The sequence below is a fragment of the Exiguobacterium sp. MH3 genome, assembly GCF_000496635.1.
Lineage (GTDB): Bacteria > Bacillota > Bacilli > Exiguobacteriales > Exiguobacteriaceae > Exiguobacterium_A > Exiguobacterium_A indicum.
The window spans coordinates 2293574-2316785 of record NC_022794.1 but is presented as its reverse complement, the minus strand read 5'-3'; the positions used below and the strand labels follow the sequence as shown (position 1 = coordinate 2316785).

Below are 23212 nucleotides of genomic sequence, written 5' to 3'. Positions count from 1 at the left end.
GTAGTCGGATAGAAAGGAGATTTGATATAATGATACGCGATGTTAAGAAAAGGACGTGACAAGATGTTCAAACAAAAAGGGATTTCACTTAGTCCTAAAGTATATTTCATCACCGTATTAAGTTATATGGCACTTGGTTTATTTAGTTCGTTGATCATGGGTCTCATCATCCGAACGATTGGTGAAGGACTGGTGGGGCGTGGTGTAGAGGCGAAGTTTCTCATTCAGTTAGGAGAGCAGGCGATCGCACTGACTGGACCAGCAATCGGTGTGGCTGTAGCGTTTGCACTTGAGGCACCACCGCTGATCTTGTTCGCAGCAGTTGCCGTTGGTGCGTTCGGATATGAAGCAGGAGGACCAGCAGGGAGTTACATTGCAACGCTTCTTGCGACAGAGGTCGGAAAACTCGTTTCAAAGACGACACGACTCGATATTTTATTGACGCCGTTTGTTACGTTACTAGCCGGATTCGTTGCCGGACGTTACGCGGGAAAGTGGATTGGGAAAGGGATGACGGATCTTGGTGAGTTGATTCGTTGGGGAACGGAACGCGAACCATTATTCATGGGAATTTTTGTTGCTACCGTCATGGGTCTTGCATTGACGGCGCCGATTTCGAGTGCCGCGCTTGGAATCATGCTTGGTTTGGATGGACTTGCTGCAGGGGCGGCGACGATCGGTTGTGCGGCACAGATGATTGGGTTTGGCGTCATCAGTTACCGTGATAACGGAATCGGTGGCGTGGTTGCCCAAGGGATTGGTACGTCGATGTTACAAGTAGGGAATATCATTCGAAATCCTTGGATTCTTCTACCGCCGACTGTAGCCGGCGCAATCCTAGCGCCATTTGCGACTGTTCTGTTGATGCTTGAGAGCAATCCGGAAGGTTCTGGTATGGGCACGAGCGGATTCGTTGGTCCGTTGATGTTATTAAAAACGATGGGGTTCGAAATGGAGTATTATCTAGCAGTCGCTGTCCTCTGTTTCCTTGCGCCTGGCATCATCAGTTATTTCATTTATCGCTTGTTACGACGTCTCGGTCGGATTCAAGATGGCGATTTAAAAATCGAATATTAAATACAAAAAGCTGATTCTAAAGGATACGCCTGTTTGACCGGATGGTGGACGAACAAGCATATGACTTTTTGAATCAGCTTTTTTCATAAAGAGAATCCGAATGAACTTGAATAAAAACTCGTAAAGAAAACATAGAGGTAAATGAGGTAAAGTGGAGTCAAATACCGCATGCGTACGACGGGCAATTTTCGAGCGAGTCGTTTTCCGAGTGCTTCGAGTAAAATGATGATCGCAAAACCGACGACCAAATACAAAAAGATTTCGGGTAAGCTTCGTTCGGAATCAATGAAGGAATAGCCGTAACGTAAACAACTCGTCATGCCAACGAAGCCGACGAAGCGTTCGAACGGATGTTTGATTGGTTGATCTGCCATAGTGAAGTCCTTTCCAGGTGTTTTCTAGTTGCAGTATAGCAAACCAAGCACGAAAACGCACAGTCACAATTGAATATGCTATGATGAGGGCAATGACTTCTAGGGAAATCAAAGGAGGAAATCATCATGAAAACATTACAATCCAAACAAGAATTCGATACAGCAAAACAAGGAAATGCCGTCTTTTTATTCTCAGCAAACTGGTGTCCGGATTGCCGCTTCTTAGATCCGTTCATGCCGGAAATCGAGCAAACATTTAATGGCTTCGAGTTTTACTATGTCGATCGAGATGATCATATTGAAATTGCCCAGGAAATGGACATCTTCGGAATTCCGAGTTTTGTTGCATTCCGCGATGGTGAAGAGACAGGGCGTTATGTCGGGAAAGAGCGGAAGACACCAGAACAGGTGACAGCATTTTTAGAGACGGTTTAAGAAAAAAGCGAGCGCTGACTCGCTTTTTTTCATGATAGAAAGGATGAATTCGAATGGAACTACAACAAATCCGAAGAATGATGACACAAACATTTGAAGAAGAAGGGTACACGACATATTTCGATCGTGAAAAGTCTGTATTACGAATTGAGCGAAAGAACGATAAATCAGGCGTTGATGTCGGATTGAATCCGCTTGTCGCAAAAGCAAAACGAAGAGGTGTCATCGCAGTCGAAGAGACGATCGAATATATCCGTGCTGTACTCGGACAAACGGATCAAATCTCACTCGTTGGACAAGAGCAAAAAATCTTTCCTGTCATTCGCGCTAAATCGTTTGCCGATACGACAAAAGAAGGAAAGACGCTCGTCAGTACACCACATACAGGTGAGACGAAAATCATGTACGCGCTTGATCTAGGAGCGACGTATCGTTTGATTGATGAGGAGTTACTGGCGTCTGCTGAATGGACAGCTGAACAGTTATCAGAAGCAGCGCGTTTTAATGTGAAATCGCTTGAAGCGCCATTTAAACAAGATGAAGTCGCGGGGAATATCTTTTATTTCTTGAGTCTCGGCGACGGATATGAGGCGAGTCGTGTTTTGAACAAGACGTTATTAGCAGATTATGCGGCGCAAATCGAAGGAGAATTCGCTGTCGGGATTCCGCATCAGGATGTGCTGATTTTCGCGGATATTCGTAATGACGCCGGATATGATGTCTTACAGCAACTGATGTTTGACTTCTTCTCGAACGGTCGGGTACCGGTCACAGCATTACCATTCTTATATGAAGATGGCAATCTGGAACCGGTCTTCGTCCTTGCGAAAAACAAGCAGCCGAAAGAGTGAAGAATCTGATACAATAGGCATTGTGAGAAAGACGGAAGGGAGTCATGGATTGAATGAATGTGTTTTATAATAAAGAAGGCGTCGGTGACGTCTTAATGATCATTTTGGAAGACGCACCACGTGCGGAAGTGACAGCGACTCGTGAAGGAGACGTAGCAACTATCAAGCTTGGTGATCGTGTCGTCGGTTACAACCTGTTTGATGCTTCGACTACGTTTACGATCGAGACACAAGGACCGGTTGAATTGACGGAAGAATTGGCAACACGCATCCAAAAGGAACTGGCGAGTCGAGATATCGAATTGTCACTCGAACAAGTGGATTATTCTCCGAAATTCGTTGTTGGGTTCGTTGCTTCTTGCGAGAAGCATCCGGATGCTGATAAATTATCGGTCTGTCAGGTAGAAGTAGATAACGGAACTTTACAAATCGTTTGTGGAGCACCGAATGTAGCGGCGGGTCAAAAAGTAGTCGTTGCTAAACCGGGAGCGGTCATGCCGTCTGGGTTAATCATCCGTCCTTCGGCGTTACGCGGCGTACCATCAAGCGGTATGCTCTGCTCAGCGCGTGAGCTCGGACTTGTCGATGCACCACAAGAAAAAGGGATTCTTGTACTCGATGATACAAAAGCAGTAGGGGAAGCATTCTCAATCGGTCGATGATTCGACCGATTTTTTAACAAGATGGAGGGGTGAACGTATGAGTAATCGTTATGAACAGTCACTAAAAGAGCAGGCTGCCCGGATTCGTCGAGAGCTTGCAGGGGAACGTGAGACAAAGCCTGTGGAACGTCCGAAAAAAGAGGAGCGTGAAGATCGCTTCGTTTTAACGGATGTGCCTTCACCGATTTATGGATTCCAACGTCCGAAGCAATCTGCATCGGAAACCGTAAAAGCTACGGAAGAAACGGAAACGAGTGAACAGGTTTCGGAAACAGTCGAAGAGGGAAATACTGATGAGGTTGCTTTGACGAATCAAGAACTAATCGCGCCAGAAGTCGTATTAGACGAAGCGGAAGCAGATGCTGGTCTTGTACCGGTGACGGACGTCGAATTACTCGTACCGGAACCTCACACAAGTGAAGAACTCGTAAGAGAAGAAGTACCGACTGTAACCGAAGTAGAAGAAACGGACGTAACTGAAACATCTTCCGACAGTGAGACCGTGGAACAATCAGCTGATCCGACAGAGGTATCAAGTGAAGAGTTTGCTGATGAAAAAGAAGCTGAGCAACAATTGGAAAGCGTCGCACCGATTCTTGATGCATCTGCTATTGAAGTAGATCAAGATTCATCTGTTACCGAGGTGAAAAAGCCTGTTCAGTCGGAAGTGAAAAAACCGGTCGGACCGCCTGTTAATGTCGTCATGACGACGAAAGACTTGATGGCGATGTATCGCGCACGTCGAGAACAAAATAATTTACATGGTAAAAAATAAATCGGTTTGCTATAATGGTACAGGTTTTGTACCCGAGCCCGATGGTACGGACCGGAACGTGAATTGGAGGGCTTTTATATGACAAAGTATCATTTTGTTGGAATCAAAGGAACAGGGATGAGTGCGCTCGCCCAAGTACTACATGAGATGAATCATGAGGTGCAAGGTTCAGACATCGAAAAGCACATTTTTACTGAAGACGCGTTACGGGCTAAGGGAATTCCATTTTTCCCGTTCAATGCGGATAACATCAAAGAAGATTATGTCATCATCCAAGGGAATGCTTTTGGAGATGATCACCCAGAAATCGCACGGGCAAATGAACTTGGTTTAACCATCCATCATTATTACGATTTCTTAGGACACCTAGCAAATGAATATCGTTCGGTCGCCATTACAGGCTCACACGGAAAAACGTCGACGACAGGTTTGCTTTCACACGTCTTGAGCGGTATCACACCGACAGCTTTCTTGATCGGAGACGGGACAGGGGCAGGAGTAGAGGATGCGAAAGCATTCGTCTTCGAGGCATGTGAATACAAACGTCACTTCTTATATTACAAGCCGGACTACGCTATCATGACGAATATCGACTTCGATCATTCGGATTATTTCACAGGAATCGATGATGTCGTTTCGGCATTCCAAGAAATGGCGATGCAGGTTAAGCAAGCGATCGTTGCTTGTGGAGATGATGAGCATCTTCAAAACATTCAAGCGAATGTACCTGTTCTCTATTATGGATTTGGAGAAAACAATGATTTCCGCGCGGAAAACGCGACGTCAACACCAGATGGTACATCATTTGATGTCTATTTACGTGATGATTTCTACGGCACGTTCCTCATTCCAGGATTCGGTCGTCATCATGTCTTGAATGCACTCTCTGTCATTGCGATCTGTCAGTACGAAGGATTGAGCAAAGACGACGTTGCTGAACGTTTAGCCACATTTGGTGGTGTGAAACGCCGCTTCAGTGAGTCGGAATTTGGCACACAAATCTTAGTAGATGACTACGCGCACCATCCGAAGGAAATTAGCGCAACGATTGAGTCGGCACGAAAGAAATATCCGGACCGTGAAGTCATTGCGATTTTCCAACCGCATACGTACACACGCTTGAAATCATTCATGGATGATTTCGCGACTTCTTTACGTGAAGCAGATGCGACATATCTATGCGAAATCTTTGGATCGGCACGTGAGCAGGAAGGGCAAGTTCGCGTCGAAGATCTGCAGGAGAAAATCCCGCAAGCTTCTATTCTGACGCGCGACAACGTTTCTGTTCTACGTCAGCATGAAAATGCTGTGCTTCTGTTCATGGGAGCAGGCGATATCCAGACGTATCAGCATCAGTATCAAAGCGTAAAATAAGCAACAGATCAAAAAGCGTCACTCGACCGGAGTGGCGCTTTTTTTGTCGTATTTTTGAATTATGATAGTAATTTCAAAAAACCGATGAGGAAAATCTAAAATAGGATTGCATCTTGAAATAAAGTTTGAAATAGTGTGTATGTGTTGAAGTTATTAACAGAAAGGAAAGACACCATGGGACAGATTTTACTCATCTTATTGCTCCAGTTGATTTACGTTCCTGTTTTGACATTACGGACGATAATGCTCGTCAAAGGGCGGACCGTCATTGCCGGATTATTTGGAACGGTTGAAACATTGATTTACATTTTTGCACTAGGAATCGTGTTCCAAGACTTAACGACACTCGGTATGGTCGTTTATGCGCTTGGATTTGGTCTAGGAATACTCGTCGGTGGATATGTCGAGCGAAAACTCGCCATCGGTTACAATATGATTCAAGTGCACACGCAAGAATTTCCAGCGGAACTGATTCAAGTCATTCGCGATAATGGTTTTGGCGTGACACATTATCAAGGTCAAGGACGAGACGGTGTCCGTTACCGGTTAGATGTGCTCGCGGCTCGAACACGTATGAAAGTGCTTCGTAATCTCGTTGAAGAATACGAACCGAAAGCATTCCTCGTCGCATTTGATTCTGTCGACTTCAAAGGTGGATATATGTTGAAAGGATTAAAGCGTCCTCGATAGAGCACTCTTCCTGAAAATGATGTTTATTCTTTGTTATTTAAGGATAAAGATGAAATAGAACGTCATTTGAAATCAGGAAAGGGGAATATCAGATGATTAGTAATCATGCAAAATCAGCTTTGAATCAACAGGTAGCAAACTATGGGGTACTGTTCGTCAAACTCCACAATTATCATTGGTACATTAAAGGACCAGACTTCTTAACGCTTCACGAGAAGCTTGAAGAACTTTATACATGGGTGTCTGAACAATATGATGTCGTTGCAGAACGTCTCCTGATGAATAACGGAACACCTTCTGCGACACTGAAAGAGTATTTAGAGCAAACGACGCTTGAAGAAGCGAAATCGGGGTTATCGGCAGATGAGATGATTGATTCCGTCATCAAAGACTTCCAACAAGTCCGAAAAGAGATGCTCGATGCGATTGAACATCTTGAGGCACAAGACGTGACGGTTGAAGATGATTTACTTGGTCAAGCCAAGGAAATCGAAAAACAAATTTGGATGCTTCGTGCGACATTGAAAAAATAAGATAAAGAAAACGGATGACCCCGTCCTATGAAGGACGAGCCATCCGCTTTTTCTTATTTCAAGTTTTCGGGATTGAGGACTTCGAGTTCTGGAAGGACGAAACGACCGTCTTTGCGGATCAATACGTCGTCGAACCAGATTTCTCCACCACCGTAATCAGGACGTTGGATGTTGACGAGATCCCAGTGAACGGATGAGTCATTACCGTTGTAGGCTTCTTCGTAAGCTTGACCTGGTGTGAAGTGGAAGCTACCATCAATTTTCTCATCAAACAAAATATCCTTCATCGGATGTTGAATGAATGGATTGACACCAATCGCGAATTCACCGACGAAACGAGAACCAGCATCGGTATCGAAGACTTGGTTGATTCGATCCGTATCGTTTGCCGTCGCTTCGACGATTTTACCGTCTTTGAACGTCAGTTTGACGTTTTCAAACGTGAATCCTTGATACGGAGATGGTGTGTTATACGAGATGACACCGTTGACCGAATCCTTGACGGGTGCCGTAAAGACTTCACCGTCTGGAATGTTGGCGTTTCCAGCGCATTTGATGGCTGGGATGTCTTTGATCGAAAACGTTAGATCCGTTCCTGGTCCGACGAGGCGAACACGATCCGTCCGGTTCATCAAGTCGACGAGTGGTTCCATCGCTTGTCCCATTTTTTCATAATCAAGCGTACAGACATCGAAGTAGAAGTCTTCGAATGCTTCTGTCGATTGGTTGGCAAGTTGCGCCATCGATGCGGTTGGGAAACGAAGGACAACCCATTTCGTTCCTTTGACACGATCTTGTGTGTGCATCTTACCAATCGTTTGACCGTACAGTTTCATCTGTTCAGCCGGCACATCTGATAATTCATTGATGTTATCACCAGCACGTAGTCCGATGTATGCGTCCATCGCTTGCATCTGCTTGCGTTCGACGTCTGCCATCAATTGGAGTTGCTCTTCTGAAGCATTTCGGTATAATTTTCGTAGGATACGATTATCCTTAAGTAAGACGAACGGATGACCGCCAGCCGCGTAGGCAGCTTCAACGAGTGCCTCGACCAGTTCGCGTTCGATGCCGAAGTTTTCAATCAATACTTTTTCACCAGGTTCAAGGGCAACCGAATAGTTAATGAGATTCGTTGCCAGTTGAGTAAGACGTGGGTCACGCATGAAATTTCCCCCTCGAAATGGATTATGTAGGTTTCATTTATCATTGTAACGGAAATAAACCATTTGGAGTAGCAGGAACGACTTGCTACATGTCGAACTAACAACAAAAGACTATGCAAAAAAATTGGAGGCAAGAACCATGGAAATCACATTAGGCGGAATCGCCGGATTAGTCGCTGCGATCGCATTCGTAGTGCTCGTCATTTTCCTTGCCCGTGTATTAGGTGCTGCGAGTAAGACGCTCAACAATGTAGCCAACACGACAGCAGGACTTGAACGTCAATTAGACGGTATCATGATGGAGACGACAGCGTTGTTACATAAGACGAATCGTCTGGTCGATACGATTGAAGAAAAAACAGAATTGCTTGCACCTGTCGCAAACTCGATCGAAGAACTCGGTACGTCTTTAAACAAAGTGACAGATTCTGTCCGGACAGTATCCGATACGGTCGCTGGTGCGGCGGATACGAATAAAGAACAGATTGCGCAAGCAGTCCGTTGGGGCTCAGTCGCTGTAGAGTTATTTAAGAAAAATAAACCGGCAGAAACGACGGTTCAAAATCGTTCGACGGCAACGACGACGGTTGAGAAAAAGCCACGTCGTCGATTCCGGAAAAAGGCAGAGGCGCCGGTTACACCGGAAGTCGTGTCAGTACCGGACGTCGAAAGCATTCCAGATGAGTTGAAGGGAGATCGTAAATCATGACGAAACAACACCCATATCAAGCACAAGATTCTTCTAAAGGAGGCGGCTTCCTTGCCGGAATCATCGTTGGTGGATTGATTGGTGCTGCGGCAGCTCTCCTTTCTAGTCCGAAATCAGGTCGTGAAGTACGCAATCTGATCGATGAGCGTACAGCACCTGCGCGTCAACGTTTGACGGAACAGACACAAGTCGTCCGCGAAAAAGCGGAGCCACTCGTAGGTGAGTGGATTCAACTAGCGAAAGATAAGGCAGCACCTGTCATTGAAAAAGCGAAGAACAATCCAACGGTTCAAGAAGCGGCACAATATGCGGGCTTTGAGAAGGATCAGGCAAGCATCGATGCTGCTCTCGCAGAAGCAGAACAACTCGTACGTGACATCGAACGTGAAATCGGCGACGAAGTGGATGGGGCGTCTGTTGCAGAAGAGATCGACACGGAGACGGTCGTTGAACTTTCAGAGTTACGTGAACAGTTAGCAGACGAACAAGAGGAAGACAATGATCCGCAGTCTGATGTGAACCATAAGAAATAATCAATATATGAGGAGCTCTCATCACGAGGGCTCTTTTTCTATGTTTCCTTATAGAGAAAACACAAAAAAATTATATGAAAAAACGTAATTTATTTTCATATTTTAAGAAATCATACAGCTTCTTTATGTACAACAGAGAAAGAGTTCGCTATAATTAGTTGCTATTACGAGCTATATGCTGATTAGGGAGTGGTAGGACATGGATCAACATGCAGAATTAAAAAGATTACGTGATGAACTCGATTTAGTGAATGCAGAATTATTGGAATTGATGAACAGACGAGGTCAAATTGCCGTTGAAATCGGAAAAGTCAAACGAGCACAAGGGCTTGATCGATACGACCCTGTTCGAGAACGTCAAATGCTCGAATCAATTGCCGCTAATAACCATGGACCTTTTGAAACAGGACGCCTTCAGCATGTATTTAAAGAAATTTTCAAAGCTTCTCTCGAATTACAAGGAGAAGATCGGACTCGGAAATTACTCGTATCACGGAAACAAAAACCGACGAATACGATCATCCGGATCGGAGATGCCGTCATCGGAGACGGTTCGCAACAATTGATCGCTGGACCGTGTGCGGTCGAGAGCGAAGAACAAGTATTTGAGGTCGCGGAACAGCTCGCGAAACATGGCGTGAAGTTCATGCGAGGCGGAGCGTACAAACCACGTACATCGCCTTACGACTTCCAAGGTCTAGGACTCGAAGGTCTAAAGATGTTGAAAAAAGCAGCGGACGCGCACGGTTTGCATGTCATCACTGAAATCATGACACCGAGCGCCGTTGAATCTGCTTTACCATATGTCGACATCATCCAGGTCGGCGCACGCAATATGCAAAACTTCGATTTACTCAAGGAAGTCGGTCGTACGAATAAACCGGTTCTTTTAAAACGAGGTCTTTCTGCAACACTCGAGGAATTCATGTACGCGGCTGAGTACATCATGGCGAGTGGTAACGATCAAGTCATCTTATGTGAGCGTGGTATTCGGACGTATGAACGTGCAACACGGAACACGCTTGATATCTCAGCAGTTCCGATTCTGAAGCAAGAGACGCATCTCCCTGTCATGGTCGATGTCACGCACTCGACAGGACGTAAGGATTTACTCTTGCCAACAGCAAAAGCGGCATACGCGATTGGAGCAGACGCTGTCATGGTCGAAGTCCATCCGTTCCCAGCACTTGCGTTGTCTGATGCGAACCAACAACTCGATTTCCAAGAATTCGATACGTTCATCGAAAACTTGACGACTACCTTTCCGGCACTAAACGTTCAATGATTTCCGAAAAAGGGTAACCTAAAGCGAATGAAAACGTTTTACAATGAAGGAAGAATGGGAAAAGAAAACTATCTTTTCCTGTCTTCCTTTCGTGTTGCCTAAAAATGAAAACGAAATGAAAACACTTGAGATGGATCATACTAAAGGAGGAATTTGTTTTGAATAGTAATATTACGATTTACGATGTCGCGCGAGAGGCTGCTGTTTCGATGGCGACTGTATCGCGTGTCGTCAACGGAAACCCGAATGTTAAACCATCTACACGAAAAAAGGTCCAAGACGCAATCGAACAGCTTGGTTATCGTCCGAATGCTGTTGCCCGTGGACTGGCAAGTAAAAAAACGACGACGGTCGGTGTCATCGTGCCCGACATCTCGAACATCTTCTTTGCGGATTTAGCACGCGGGATTGAAGACGTCGCGACAATGTATAAATACAACATCATTTTATGTAACTCCGACCAAAACCGGGAAAAAGAGATTCATTTGCTCAATACATTGCTCGGAAAACAGGTTGATGGAATCATCTTCATGGGCGGACGTTTGCATGAGGATCTCGTTCGTGAGTTTAAAACATCACCGGTTCCGATCGTGCTTGCTGCAACGTTGAATCAAGATTATGATCTTCCTGCCGTCAACATCGATTATGAGAGTGCTGCGCACGATGCTGTTAAGTCTTTGATCGACCGTGGACATGAACGGATTGGATTCATCACTGGACCACTCGAACAGCAAATCAATGGTGAAAAGAAATTTGCTGGTTATCGCCGAGCACTCGAAGAAGCAAATCTTCCGTTTAACGAGCAAAATGTCGTCCTTGGAAACTATACGTATGATTCAGGAATGAAGGCGATGAATCAATTGCTTGAACTTGGAGAAGATTGCCCACGCGCGATTTTTGCTGGAACGGATGAGATGGCTCTTGGTGTCATCCATGCCTTACAGGATGCCGGACATCGTGTACCGGAAGACTTCGAAGTTATCGGACACGATAACACACGTCTTGCGACGATGATTCGTCCGAAACTGACGACTGTCGTTCAACCGATGTATGATATCGGAGCAGTCTCGATGCGTCTATTGACGAAAATCTTGAATAAAGAAGAAATTGAAACGAACGATGTCACGTTACCACACCGGATCGAACAACGGGATTCGACACGTCCTTAATCGAAAAAACGTCTCTTCTCTCAAGCAAGCTGCTTGAAAAAAGAGACGTTTTTTTATTTCGCGACGGTAATAAGTTCATCTTGGTGATGGTGGAGTTGGTCATTTTCGACATGGAGTCGAACCGTCGTCTGACCAGGTGCAGTCAATGTCACTTTCCCGCTGTAGGCATCACCCTTTTTTTCTAGAGGAACGTAGTTATGCTTTTCAATGCCCGTTTCAATGACTTCCACTTGTACGTTCGCTTTTAGCGGTTTCCCATCGAGGAAAACATGAAAGGAGACGGGAAGTTCAGCACCAGCTTTCGCTTTTGTTGCGCCCATGTAATGGACAGACAGGCCATCGACGGCTTCGTGATCATGTCCATGCTCGTGCGATGCTTCCTCTTTTTCATGTGAATGATCCATGACGACGAATGAGATCTTATCCATATGATGGAGTCCTTTTTTATCATTGATATGATACAGTCCTTCATACTCACCTTCAGCAAGCTTAGCTTCTGCTTGATAAGAACCCATCTTTTTCAAGGTTGCCTTGAACTTTTGATGGGCACCGTCTTGTTTTCCGGCTTCCCAAACTTCAAATGTCACGTCCTCAAGATTGACTGGTTTCTTTTGTTCGACAGCTGACGCTTTAAAAACAACTTTATCTTCTTCCATTGTCTTGGCTGGAACATTGACGTTGACCTCGACCGTCGGTTTTCCTGACCCTTGCATGTTATCGTGATCCATTGCCTGTTTTTCATTGCCGCACCCTGCGAGTACGATCCCCGTCGATAGAATAAGACCGGAATAAAGCCATGCCTTTTTCATGATGATTCCCCCAACTATTATTCATTTACTAAGTAAAAATTCCATATTTAGTATAGCAACAAGTTGTGAACTCCGAACGAAATAAATGTGAAGATATAAAGTCGATTAATCAACGGAGTAAGGGGAAGTCGCAGTCAATTGTTTTTTACGCTCATCGCTCACGAACGGCCAAATTAGTCGTTTGACGGTCTCCCAATTTTTTTCTTCGATTTCAGGTCGTCGCGGAATGGCGGGATAGAGTGGTGTTGGATCATGCCAGTGTGTTGGTGGGGGTGTTTCTTGTCCACTCCAACGTTCTTGCCATGAAGTAGGAATCTCTCCACGAAACGGAGCTTGTCCGGTCATGGCAGCAAAAACTTGACTCCACGCGCGGGGGACGACACGATACCAGTCATAGCCACCGCCTCCTAAAGCAACGATTTTTCCATTCGTATATTTATTTGCTGCAGCGACGGCGATTTGAGGGATCTGCTCATAACTTTTCATCGTTAAGGATAAATGAGTCAATGGATCAAGCGCGTGTGCATCGGCACCATTTTGCGTAATGATGAGATCCGGTTGGAACAATTCACAGGCTTCAAAGAGTGCCGTCTCATACGCGAGTAAAAACGAATCATCTTCCGTAAAGGCGTCCAGTGGCACGTTCCAGCTAAATCCATATCCTTCTTCAGACCCTCGTTCCGTCACCATTCCCGTTCCTGGAAACAAGTAGCGACCCGTCTCATGGAGAGACAATGTCATGACGTCCTTTCGATTATAAAAGGCCCATTGTACTCCATCGCCATGATGAGCGTCCGTATCGACATAAAGAATTTTACAGTGATATTTTTCAATCATGGCTGCCATGGCGACAGCGGTATCGTTATAGACACAAAAACCAGAGGCACGCCCACGGAATCCGTGATGCAATCCGCCGCCGATATGAAAGGTCCGTTTATATTGACCAGATAAGACGAGGTCACATGCTTCGATCGTGCCGCCGACAAGGAGAGAAGCGCCCGAATGCATCCCCTGGAACAAAGGGGTGTCTTCTGTCCCGAGACCATACATCTGTGCCTTCAGAGGCGTTAATGCTCCGGTCCCGGCTGCTTTGACGGCAGCAATATAATCCTGATCATGAACGAGTGACAATTCTTCATCAGTCGCATGACGTGGCGCGATACAAGGAATGTCATCTAATTGATGCATCGCTTCAAGCAAGGAAACCGTTAACTCGAGGCGAATCGGATTGAATGGATGTGTCTCCGAAAACCGATAAGTCGCCTCTTCAGGACTGTACAGATAGGCAAAATCCTTCATCTGCTCACATCCGGTCCAAGTACATCGAATCCTTCTTTGCGCAACTTTTCGATGATCCGAATCGGATTCATCGTCTGGACACGAAACGCAACGATCCGGACATACGGATCGTCTGTTGGATATACGAGTACATTTAAGATATTGATATTCGTTTTGGCAAGCAGTGCGGCAATCTTTGCTAATGTTCCAGCAGTGTTCTCAACACGGATTTCGATTTGAGAACTTGGTTCGAGTGCACCTGTCAATTGAACGAATGTCCGCAACAAATCCGTTTCCGTGACGACACCGACAAGGCGTCGACCGCGGACGATTGGCAGACACGTCAATCGGTATTCATAAAACAGCACAGCCGCATCTTCGAGAAAATCGAGCGGATGAGCCGTGACAGGACTTTCAATCATGATGCTTGAGACCGGATACTGTAGGTCTTGTTTTGCTGTATCCGGATGAAAGATACTACTTGCGCTTTGAATTTCCTTTAATCCGACAAGACCGACGAGTTCATGGCGGGCATTGACGACAAGAACATGACGAATCTGATGACGTTGCATGAGTTCGACCGCATGCGCGATGGAATTCGTCGGTTGCATCGTGATGCACGTCGTATTCATGATTTGTTCGATTAACATGACGATTCCTCCTCGAGCTCAGTCATACATGAAGCGTCTTCTCAAGCGTAGCGCATCAAAATGAGCGACGACTTCAGGTGAGACGTGTTTTCCGATACGTGCCATCAGGCAGTTGGCAGGATGGGAGGCGATTTCGGGATCGTCGGTCGGGAAGAAGACAAGACCACCATGGTTCATCATCTTCTCCATGATCTTTCGGTAATCCCAGACCGATAGTCCGCTCCCTTTTAGGTCCCAATGCCAATAATATTCAGTCGTTAAAATCAAATAGTGTTCCATAGCAGGATCGAGCATAGAGATTTCAAGCAATTTTTTACCGATCTGTTGTCCGCGGAACCGAGAGGAGACTTCGATCGCTCCGAGTTCCAAGATGTACGGATTGTTTCCTTCGCTCCACGTTTCGTAAGGGTCAGGGTATAAGTAAGTCACATAACCGATGATTTCCGTTCCTTGACGAGCGACGATGATCCGTCCTTCCTCAAGGTCTGCGATCTCAACGAGTGCTTGATGTTGTTCAGCGGGTGGACGAAAAGCCGTCAACCCTGAATCGAGTGTATACGTTGCTAGTGTTTGACTCGGTACGGGACCTTCGATGTCAACGGGACCGAGTGATGTTTCATGCGTCCGATGATTGAATTGTTTTTCAAACATGTAAGCGTCACCACCTTCCTATTCATTATAGACGAAAGCGCTTGAGCAAAGAGAGGGATTTTTTAACAAATTGACGGCAAATGGATTGAACTGACGGATAACTAGCTTATAATAAAGAGGAAAACATAGAAGGGGAGGAACGAGACATGAAAGTTTTGAAAGCGCTTCCGGGGAAGCATTGGTTAGCAGAGTATGATGAAACGAACACGTACGACTGGAAAGATGCTGAGCAGTACTTTTCATGGGCGACAACGGGGAAAGTCAACATGGCTCATGAAGCAATCGACCGCCACGCAGAAGGCGAGCGGGCGAACAAGGATGCGCTGATCTATTTCGATGGAACGACGGAACAACGATTCACATATGCAGATATGAAACGATTGACGAATAAAGCGGCAAACGTATTAGTCGACGCAGGGGTCAAAACGGGTGACCGTATTTTCATCTTCATGCCACGTTCACCTGAATTGTATTTTGCCTTGCTTGGCGCACTGAAGGTAGGCGCAATCGTCGGTCCGTTATTTGAAGCATTCATGGAACAAGCGGTCCGTGATCGCTTGCTTGATTCTGAAGCGAAGTTACTCGTGACGACGAAGGCATTGCTCCCACGTGTTCCAGTTGGGGAACTGGAATCACTTGAAAAAGTAGTACTTGTCGACGAAGATATCGAAGAATCGGACACATTACTCGATTTCCGCAAAGCGTTCGAGCAAGCATCCGATGTATTCGAACCGGTCTGGTTAGATCGTGAAGACGGATTGATCCTGCACTACACTTCAGGATCGACAGGGAAGCCGAAAGGTGTGCTCCACGTTCAAAATGCGATGATTCAGCACTTGATGACAGGTCGCTGGGTACTTGATCTCCAAGAAGATGATATCTACTGGTGTACGGCTGACCCGGGATGGGTCACAGGAACAAGTTACGGTATCTTCGCTCCGTTCTTGAACGGGGCAACGAATATCGTCGTCGGTGGACGCTTTAATCCGGATTTCTGGTACAGTGTCATTGAGAAGTACAAGGTAACGGTCTGGTATAGCGCACCAACGGCTTTCCGGATGTTGATGGGAGCGGGAGCGGATGTTGCAAATCATCATGATCTCTCAAGTCTTCGTCATGTATTGTCTGTCGGCGAACCGTTGAACCCAGAAGTCATTCGTTGGGGGAAAGAAGCCTTTGATCAACGGATTCATGATACATGGTGGATGACGGAGACAGGCGCGATGATGATTTGTAACTACAAGTCGATGGACATCAAACCGGGATCGATGGGGAAACCGATTCCAGGAACTCAGGCTGCGATCATTGATGATCAAGGAAATGAGTTACCGCCATTCCGAATGGGTAACCTTGCTTTAAAAACACCATGGCCATCGATGATGCGTCAAATTTGGAACAATCCGCAGAAATATGAATCGTATTTCTTTAAAGGATGGTATGTCTCAGGGGATTCTGCCTATATGGATGACGAAGGTTACTTCTGGTTCCAAGGACGTGTCGATGATGTCATCATGACGGCTGGAGAACGGGTTGGTCCGTTCGAAGTCGAAAGTCGTCTCGTCGAGCACCCAGCTGTCGCAGAAGCCGGTGTCATCGGGAAACCAGATCCAGTCCGCGGTGAAATCATCAAGGCGTTCATTGCCTTGCGTGATGGTTACGAGCCGACGGATGAACTAAAACAAGAAATCCAAGCATTCGTCAAAGAGGGGCTGGCTGCTCACGCGGCACCGAGAGAAATTGATTTCCGGGATAAATTGCCGAAGACACGAAGTGGTAAAATCATGCGCCGTGTCTTGAAAGCATGGGAGTTAAATCTCGAAACAGGGGATCTCTCGACGATGGAAGATTGAACGAAAAAAGGATGAATCACCGCAACAGGTGATTCATCCTTTTTGTTAGTTTTCAGAAGCAGCATCGTTTTTCTTTTCATCTTGTTTCTTCTGTTGTTCTTGCTGTTTCTTAGCGTCCGCTTCTTTTTTCTTAGCGTCCGCTTCCGCTTTCTTCTTAGCCTCTGCCTCGGCTTTTGCTTTTTCCTCGGCAGCACGTTTTGCGTCTTCCTCTGCTTTTTTCTTCGCATCTGCTTCAGCTTGTTGTTCGTTTTGTTGATCTTCTTGTTTCTGTTCTTCCGCTCTATTTGCTTCTTCTTCTGCTCGCTTAGCTGCTTCTTCTTTCTTTTTCTCAGCTTCCGCTTTTTTCTTCGCCTCTTCGGCTTTTTTCTTTTTATCCTCTTCTTTGAAACGACCACTGTTCTTAAAGTCATTTGCTGTTACAGAAGATGGTTGTGTGAAGCGAGCACCTGATTTGAAATAGCTGTTGTTAGCACCATATGCTGCGTTCGCCATTTGTGACCACAGCGTCTGTGTGCGTTGATAATACGTCGTCGGACCGATAAGTGAGTTGTTTTGGTCATGCCCTGTCCAGACGGCAAGGGTCACACCAGGTGTCGAACCAACGAGGTAAGAGTCTTTGACATCATTGGTCGTACCGGTTTTACCTGCCCAGTCTCCCGGAACATTCAATCGGTCTTTTGCAAATGTTGCCGTACCTTTTGTGAAGACACCGCGCATCATATCAAGCGTCAAGTAAGCCGTTCGTGGTTCGTAAATTCGTTTTTTCTTTGGTTTTGCTTTATAAATGTTTTTTCCGTCTTTCGTGATTTTCGAAATGACGTATGGTTGTACGAATTCACCATAGTTCGCGAGTGTTGCGTAAGCACCAGCAAGTTCGACTGGTGTGATCTCCATCGTTCCGAGTGCAGCCGAAGGAGCATAACGAATCGCATCCGGTACTTCTACGCCCATATCGACGAGTTTTTGAATCGAGTTCGACATGTTCATCTTCTCGTAAATCTTAACAGCAGGTACATTTAATGAGAGTTCAAGTGCGGTGCGAACCGTCACGTTCCCACGATAACGACCGCCTTCGTTCTTGATTGGGCGATCACCTGGTTGACGTGGTACGGTCTGGTAGTAATACTCTTCGTCATTGACGGTCGATCCCGGAGTAATTAAACCGTTCTCGATACCATTTGAATATACGAGAATTGGTTTTGCTGTCGATCCGATTTGACGTTTGGCTTGGAATGCCCGGTTGAAGTCATCCGCTTTCCCATCCATATAGCGCCCGCCGACGAATCCAAGGATACGACCTGTTTCGTTTTGAACCATGACCGCTGCTGTCTCTTCGGGATCTTGTTTCGAAACGGTTTTTTTCGTTTTTGGATCCACGACTTGTTTGTACTGCATGCTGCCAGGGAAGTTTCCATTGTTCTTCGCAGGTTGTTGCATGGATTCATGAATTTTCTTATCCAGCGTCAAGTGAACTTTGTACCCACCTTGACGGAGAGCAACCAGTGCTTGATCCTGGTAGTTTGCTCGAACTTCTGCTAGTTCAGACGGTTTGACTTCATCTTCTTTAATTCCATCTTGTTTCATCAAGTACTTCGTCATGATTTTCGTTGCTTCACGCTCTGCTAAGTCGTAGACATACGGATATGTGTCACGTGAACGTTTCGATTGTTTCGCAAAGTCTTTCGTAATATCGTACTTGATCGCTTTTTCGTATTGTTCTTTTGTGATGTTTTTTGCGACATACATCCGCTTCAAGACGGTTTTCATCCGATTGATACTTGGTGTCAAATCTTTCTTGACGACGCCACCTTGAAGGTACGGTGTGTAATAATAAGGGTTTTTCGGAATGCCGGCGAGGAAGGCTGCTTGTGGTAATGTCAGCTTTTTCGCTGATTTATTAAAGACACCTTGAGAAGCCGCTTCAATTCCAGCAATGTTACGTCCGAGTGAATTTCGACCAAATGAGACGACATTCAAATAAGCTTGAAGAATTTCGTCTTTTGACATCGCATTCTCGAGGCGTAGCGCTAAGATGATTTCCTTTGCTTTGCGTTCGAACGAGACTTCATTCGTCAAAATTTGGTTTTTAATTAATTGTTGAGTCAACGTACTTCCGCCAGTCCGTGACGCGGAGTTTGTCAGCTCTTGCAAGACTGCACGCAATGTTGCTTTTGGGACAACACCATCATGCTGATAAAAATCAGTATCTTCAGTTGATAAGACGGCATCTAATAAATACGGAGAGATATTTTTAATGTCGACAGGCTGACGTTCTTCATCAGTAGAGACGTTCGTCAATTTCTCGCCGCTTCCCCAATAAATCTGACTCGTTACTGCATAGCTATTGACTTGTTGTTTCATTTCCGTCAATGGAGGGGCTTTCGTACCTTTGACAAGGGAAGCGAAGTATCCGCCGGCAGCTCCGACAGAAAAGCTTCCAATGAGCAACACTGCTATGATGAGGAATAAAATGATGTTCCATGAAACATCGTATGTGATATTCGACCAGTGCCGAACGGCTTTCGTCCGGGGGTGATTCCAAAACTTGGACCAGTTCTCGCGCATAAATGATCTCCTTTGCATCTTAAACTTAGGTGTAAATTAATATTAAATCACAGATAGACGTATTATACCATAAATCCATTGCTTAATTTTGGCTTGACAGCGGATTCGCCTTCGACGTATCATGAAACCATCTTATTTTCATATGATACGTTAAACAGTGATCGGAATACAGTAGTAAGTCACTCCCTGTGACAGAGACCTAGTGGTGCTGCGAACTAGGACACAGTGAACTTATGAATTACGCTTCCAGGAGTTTCTTGAGAAATCAAGCGGTCCGTCCCGTTATCGACGAACCAAGTGGTCCTTTTTAAAAGGGCAATCAGGGTGGTACCACGGAATCTTCCGTCCCTTCGTCTTAGACGAAGGGACGGTTTTTTATTGTTAAAAGTGAACTTTAGGAGGAGACACAATGACGTTATTAGAGGATTTAGAATTTCGCGGTTTAATTAACCAGATGACGGATGAAGAAGGATTGAAGACATTACTCGAGACACCAACGACACTTTACACAGGATTTGATCCAACAGCGGATTCACTTCACATCGGACACCTGTTGCCGATCTTAGTCTTAAAACGATTCCAACAAGCAGGACACCATGTCGTAGGTCTCGTTGGTGGAGCAACGGGAATGATCGGAGACCCGAGTGGTCGCGCAACAGAACGTTCGTTGAATACATCGGATATCGTCGAAGAGTTCGCGAATCGGATTAAGGACCAGTTGTCACGTTTCTTACCACTTGAAGGAGAAAACCCGGTCACGATCGCCAATAACCTGGACTGGACGAAAGATTTGACGATCATCGATTTCTTACGCGATATCGGAAAACACTTCCCGGTCAGCTACATGCTTGCGAAAGACTCTGTTGACTCACGCCTTCAAAACGGGATCTCATTCACTGAGTTCTCATACATGTTACTTCAATCGTTTGACTTCTTGAAACTCTACGAAGACAAAGGATGCCGCCTTCAAGTCGGAGGTAGTGACCAGTGGGGGAACATCACAGCAGGGATGGAATTGATTCGTCGTGCGGGTCATGAAGAAAAAGCATTCGGATTGACGGTACCGCTTGTTACAAAAGCAGACGGTCAAAAATTCGGTAAGACAGCAGGTGGTGCGGTTTGGTTAGACGCTGACAAAACGTCACCGTACGAGTTCTACCAATTCTGGTTCAACGTTGACGATCTTGACGTCATCAAGTTCTTGAAATACTTCACGTTCTTAACGCACGAAGAACTCGACGTGCTCGCAGAAGAAGTCAAGGCAGCACCAGAGAAGCGTGTCGCGCAACGTCGTCTCGCAGAAGAGATGACAGTTCTCGTCCATGGTGAAGAAGGGCTGACACAAGCGCAACGTATTACGACGGCACTCTTTAGTGGAGATATTAAATCGTTGCAAGTCGAAGATATCGAAGATGCGTTCAAAGGAATGCCACGCTTTACACTCGGTGAAGCGACAAACCTCGTCGACGTTCTCGTTGAGGCGAAGATCAGTCCGTCAAAACGTCAAGCACGTGAAGACGTTACGAACGGTGCGATCTACCTGAACGGAGAACGCGAGCAAGATTTAACGAAAGAAATCACAGAAGCTGATGCAATCGGTCGCTTTACGATCGTACGTCGCGGAAAGAAAAAATACTTCGTCGTCGAGCATGCTTGATGATATACGAAACGCTCCCTGCACTTAGATGCAGAGAGCGTTTTTTTAAGCTGTCCGGAATAAACGGAGTGGCAACAAGCGAACGGCGATCGTTGTGGCGATGACGGCTTTGATCGTATCCCATAAGACAAAAGGATAGTTGATCGCAAAGGCATCTTTGAACGATAGATCGAGTACAGCCATTAAACCGAATGTTCCAAGCAAGTAGACTAAACCAAGTCCGAAGACGATCATCCCGATGAAGAGGGGAACGAAGCGACGCGTTTTTTCAGCAACAAGTCCGATGAAGAATCCGGCAATCGGAAAGGCAATCAAATAACCAACGGTTGGTCCGACGAATGGGGCTAGTCCGCCTTTTCCGCCAAGCACCGGTAGACCAGCTGCTGCGAGTAATAAGAAAATCAAGACAGCGAGTCCACCACGTTTTCCACCGAGAATCGCGCTGACCGTCATGATCGCGAGCATCTGGAGCGTGATTGGAACAGCGCCGACAAGTTGAATCTGTGGCAAAGAACTGACGGCTGCGATGATGGCAGCACCAAGGGCGATGAATGTTAAATCTCTTGTTTTCATGAATGAAGTCCTCTTTTCTGTTTGTGTTAACTATGTATGTTTAAAGGTTAACACAAACGGATGAATGACGTCACTCTTTTTTTAAGACCAGGTATACATTTTAGTCATAGGCATAAAAAAAGCACCCACCGAAGTGAGTGCTGGAACAATCGATTAACGTGAGTAGTACTCGACGACGAGTTGTTCTTGGATTTGATCGTTCAATTCAGAACGCTCAGGAAGACGGACGAACGTTCCTTCGAGCTTCTCAGCATCGAAAGTAACGAAGTCTTTAGTTGCTGGAGCAACTTCGAGTGCTTCTTTGATAACGACAAAGTTCTTCGATTTTTCGCGAACTGAGATCGTTTGACCTGGTTTCACGCGGAATGATGGGATATCAACGCGTTGTCCATCAACTTGGATGTGACCGTGGTTGACGAGCTGACGAGCAGCACGACGTGTACGAGCCATACCCATACGGTAAACGACGTTATCAAGACGTGCTTCGAGTAAGAACATGAAGTTCTCACCGTGGATACCAGGCATTTTGCCAGCATCGTTGAAGATACGGTTGAATTGGCGTTCGTTTACTCCGTACATGTGACGAAGTGTTTGCTTCGCTTGAAGTTGAAGACCGTACTCAGATACTTTACGACGGCTGTTACCGTGTTGACCTGGTGCGTAAGGGCGTTTTGCGATTTCTTTTCCTGTTTCAGTAAGTGAGATACCGAGACGACGTGAGAGTTTCCAAGCTGGACCTGTATAGCGAGCCATAATAAGACTCCTCCTTATTGTTCGTTATTATTTGCATAAAAATAATAACGCCATCAAACCCACATTACGCCCATTTCATGATGTGGCACCCTCGCTTGATAGCAAAGTTACACGATGCCCCTCCGGTTATTCACCGAGTCATGAAATGTGATACGTAAGCGATTTGACCGCTATCGTTATCATTTCTGCACTTTTACAAGTATACGGTGTGGACAATCGACTGTCAATCAGAATTACAGATGGCGAAGCAGTGTCGTACAGAATGCTTCTAGACCAGCTTGATCGACTTCGTCAAAACGGTTGAATTCTGGGCTGTCGATATCGAGGACACCGATCGTTTGTCCGTCTTTGACGAGTGGAATGACGATTTCTGAATTCGAAGCCGCGTCACATGCGATGTGACCTGGGAACTGATGCACATCTTCGATTCGTTGTGTCGTCTGTTCTGCTGCGGACGTTCCGCAGACACCACGACCAAATGGAATACGGACGCATGCTGGAAGTCCTTGGAACGGTCCGAGGACGAGTTGGTTTTGCTCCGTATCCGTCAAATAGAAGCCGACCCAGTTGATACGATCGAGGAACTGGTTGAGCAACGCGCTCGCATTCGATAAGTTCGCGACTTGATTGTCTTCTCCCATTAATAGCGCATCGAGTTGTTTTGATAGCATGTCGTATTGTTTCGTCCGGTCACCTTCATATGTCTTTGTTTCGAACATAATAAAAATTCCTCCCGTGAAAAGTGTATTTTTCTTAGTTTAACGAGTTTTCGCGTAGCTGACAAACAATTGAT

General features: G+C 45.8%; 24 protein-coding genes and 1 other annotated feature. Of the genes, 14 read left to right on the top strand and 10 right to left on the bottom strand.

Annotation, left to right across the window (positions count from 1 at the left end; all coding sequences use genetic code 11):
* Nucleotides 1–63 precede the first annotated feature (63 nt).
* On the top strand, nt 64–1077 hold the full coding sequence (locus tag U719_RS12215; RefSeq protein WP_023469081.1) for a PTS transporter subunit IIC: 1014 nt from the start codon (nt 64–66) through the stop codon (nt 1075–1077).
* An 83-nt stretch (nt 1078–1160) separates the two neighbouring features.
* On the opposite strand, the gene U719_RS12210 is transcribed toward U719_RS12215, so the two are convergent.
* The gene (locus U719_RS12210) at nt 1161–1451 is read right to left on the bottom strand and encodes a hypothetical protein (RefSeq protein ID WP_023469080.1); all 291 of its coding nucleotides are present in this window, start codon (nt 1449–1451) and stop codon (nt 1161–1163) included.
* 126 nt (nt 1452–1577) lie between these two features.
* Here U719_RS12210 and U719_RS12205 point away from each other — a divergent pair, with 126 nt between their 5' ends.
* From U719_RS12205 to U719_RS12175, 7 genes are all read left to right on the top strand, one after another.
* Nucleotides 1578–1886, top strand: a complete 309-nt coding sequence (locus tag U719_RS12205; protein ID WP_023469079.1) for a thioredoxin family protein — start codon at nt 1578–1580, stop codon at nt 1884–1886.
* A gap of 53 nt (nt 1887–1939) precedes the next feature.
* Nucleotides 1940–2737 (top strand): DUF1444 domain-containing protein, encoded by a 798-nt coding sequence (locus tag U719_RS12200; protein WP_023469078.1) that lies wholly within the window; start codon nt 1940–1942, stop codon nt 2735–2737.
* 53 nt (nt 2738–2790) lie between these two features.
* Nucleotides 2791–3399: a YtpR family tRNA-binding protein gene (gene ytpR / locus U719_RS12195; protein WP_023469077.1), complete on the top strand. Its 609-nt coding sequence runs from the start codon at nt 2791–2793 to the stop codon at nt 3397–3399.
* A gap of 37 nt (nt 3400–3436) precedes the next feature.
* Nucleotides 3437–4174 (top strand): hypothetical protein, encoded by a 738-nt coding sequence (locus U719_RS12190; protein WP_023469076.1) that lies wholly within the window; start codon nt 3437–3439, stop codon nt 4172–4174.
* A gap of 78 nt (nt 4175–4252) precedes the next feature.
* Complete coding sequence (gene murC, locus U719_RS12185) at nt 4253–5548, top strand: UDP-N-acetylmuramate--L-alanine ligase (protein ID WP_023469075.1); 1296 nt, start codon at nt 4253–4255, stop codon at nt 5546–5548.
* 174 nt (nt 5549–5722) lie between these two features.
* Nucleotides 5723–6238 carry a DUF2179 domain-containing protein gene (locus tag U719_RS12180; protein WP_023469074.1) on the top strand — a complete coding sequence of 172 codons (516 nt, stop codon included), beginning with the start codon at nt 5723–5725 and terminating at the stop codon, nt 6236–6238.
* Between the two features lie 92 nt (nt 6239–6330).
* On the top strand, nt 6331–6771 hold the full coding sequence (locus tag U719_RS12175; protein ID WP_023469073.1) for a DNA starvation/stationary phase protection protein: 441 nt from the start codon (nt 6331–6333) through the stop codon (nt 6769–6771).
* A 53-nt stretch (nt 6772–6824) separates the two neighbouring features.
* Here U719_RS12175 and U719_RS12170 read toward each other — a convergent pair whose 3' ends face one another.
* Nucleotides 6825–7937: an aminopeptidase gene (locus U719_RS12170; protein ID WP_023469072.1), complete on the bottom strand. Its 1113-nt coding sequence runs from the start codon at nt 7935–7937 to the stop codon at nt 6825–6827.
* A gap of 139 nt (nt 7938–8076) precedes the next feature.
* On the opposite strand from U719_RS12170, the gene U719_RS12165 reads away from it, so the two are divergent.
* The 4 genes from U719_RS12165 (at nt 8077) to ccpA (ending at nt 11633) form a co-directional block, all read left to right on the top strand.
* Entirely contained in the window at nt 8077–8646 is a 570-nt protein-coding gene (locus tag U719_RS12165; protein WP_023469071.1) for a DUF948 domain-containing protein, read from the top strand.
* The gene (locus U719_RS12160) at nt 8643–9179 is read left to right on the top strand and encodes a YtxH domain-containing protein (protein ID WP_023469070.1); all 537 of its coding nucleotides are present in this window, start codon (nt 8643–8645) and stop codon (nt 9177–9179) included. Before U719_RS12165 ends, U719_RS12160 begins: the two co-directional genes overlap by 4 nt.
* A 199-nt stretch (nt 9180–9378) precedes the next feature.
* Nucleotides 9379–10464, top strand: a complete 1086-nt coding sequence (locus U719_RS12155; protein ID WP_023469069.1) for a bifunctional 3-deoxy-7-phosphoheptulonate synthase/chorismate mutase — start codon at nt 9379–9381, stop codon at nt 10462–10464.
* Between the two features lie 158 nt (nt 10465–10622).
* Entirely contained in the window at nt 10623–11633 is a 1011-nt protein-coding gene (gene ccpA, locus U719_RS12150) for a catabolite control protein A (RefSeq protein WP_023469068.1), read from the top strand.
* Nucleotides 11634–11686: 53 nt separating this feature from the next.
* Here ccpA and U719_RS12145 read toward each other — a convergent pair whose 3' ends face one another.
* From U719_RS12145 to U719_RS12130, 4 genes are all read right to left on the bottom strand, one after another.
* Entirely contained in the window at nt 11687–12442 is a 756-nt protein-coding gene (locus tag U719_RS12145; RefSeq protein ID WP_023469067.1) for a FixH family protein, read from the bottom strand.
* Between the two features lie 105 nt (nt 12443–12547).
* Nucleotides 12548–13741, bottom strand: a complete 1194-nt coding sequence (locus tag U719_RS12140) for an acetoin utilization protein AcuC (protein ID WP_023469066.1) — start codon at nt 13739–13741, stop codon at nt 12548–12550.
* On the bottom strand, nt 13738–14370 hold the full coding sequence (locus U719_RS12135; RefSeq protein ID WP_023469065.1) for an acetoin utilization AcuB family protein: 633 nt from the start codon (nt 14368–14370) through the stop codon (nt 13738–13740). Before U719_RS12135 ends, U719_RS12140 begins: the two co-directional genes overlap by 4 nt.
* A gap of 18 nt (nt 14371–14388) precedes the next feature.
* On the bottom strand, nt 14389–15021 hold the full coding sequence (locus U719_RS12130) for a GNAT family N-acetyltransferase (protein WP_023469064.1): 633 nt from the start codon (nt 15019–15021) through the stop codon (nt 14389–14391).
* A gap of 146 nt (nt 15022–15167) precedes the next feature.
* Here U719_RS12130 and acsA point away from each other — a divergent pair, with 146 nt between their 5' ends.
* Nucleotides 15168–16871: an acetate--CoA ligase gene (acsA, locus tag U719_RS12125; RefSeq protein WP_023469063.1), complete on the top strand. Its 1704-nt coding sequence runs from the start codon at nt 15168–15170 to the stop codon at nt 16869–16871.
* A gap of 45 nt (nt 16872–16916) precedes the next feature.
* Here acsA and U719_RS12120 read toward each other — a convergent pair whose 3' ends face one another.
* Nucleotides 16917–19436, bottom strand: a complete 2520-nt coding sequence (locus U719_RS12120) for a transglycosylase domain-containing protein (RefSeq protein ID WP_023469062.1) — start codon at nt 19434–19436, stop codon at nt 16917–16919.
* 148 nt (nt 19437–19584) lie between these two features.
* Nucleotides 19585–19789: a binding site (T-box leader), on the top strand.
* 56 nt (nt 19790–19845) lie between these two features.
* Here U719_RS12120 and tyrS point away from each other — a divergent pair.
* Nucleotides 19846–21093, top strand: a complete 1248-nt coding sequence (gene tyrS, locus U719_RS12115; protein ID WP_023469061.1) for a tyrosine--tRNA ligase — start codon at nt 19846–19848, stop codon at nt 21091–21093.
* A gap of 45 nt (nt 21094–21138) precedes the next feature.
* Here tyrS and U719_RS12110 read toward each other — a convergent pair whose 3' ends face one another.
* From U719_RS12110 to U719_RS12100, 3 genes are all read right to left on the bottom strand, one after another.
* Complete coding sequence (locus U719_RS12110; protein WP_023469060.1) at nt 21139–21666, bottom strand: biotin transporter BioY; 528 nt, start codon at nt 21664–21666, stop codon at nt 21139–21141.
* A gap of 153 nt (nt 21667–21819) precedes the next feature.
* Nucleotides 21820–22419: a 30S ribosomal protein S4 gene (gene rpsD, locus U719_RS12105; RefSeq protein WP_023469059.1), complete on the bottom strand. Its 600-nt coding sequence runs from the start codon at nt 22417–22419 to the stop codon at nt 21820–21822.
* A gap of 233 nt (nt 22420–22652) precedes the next feature.
* A complete protein-coding gene (locus tag U719_RS12100; RefSeq protein WP_023469058.1) occupies nt 22653–23138 on the bottom strand; it encodes a GAF domain-containing protein in 486 nt (161 codons plus the stop codon).
* Nucleotides 23139–23212: the final 74 nt, after the last annotated feature.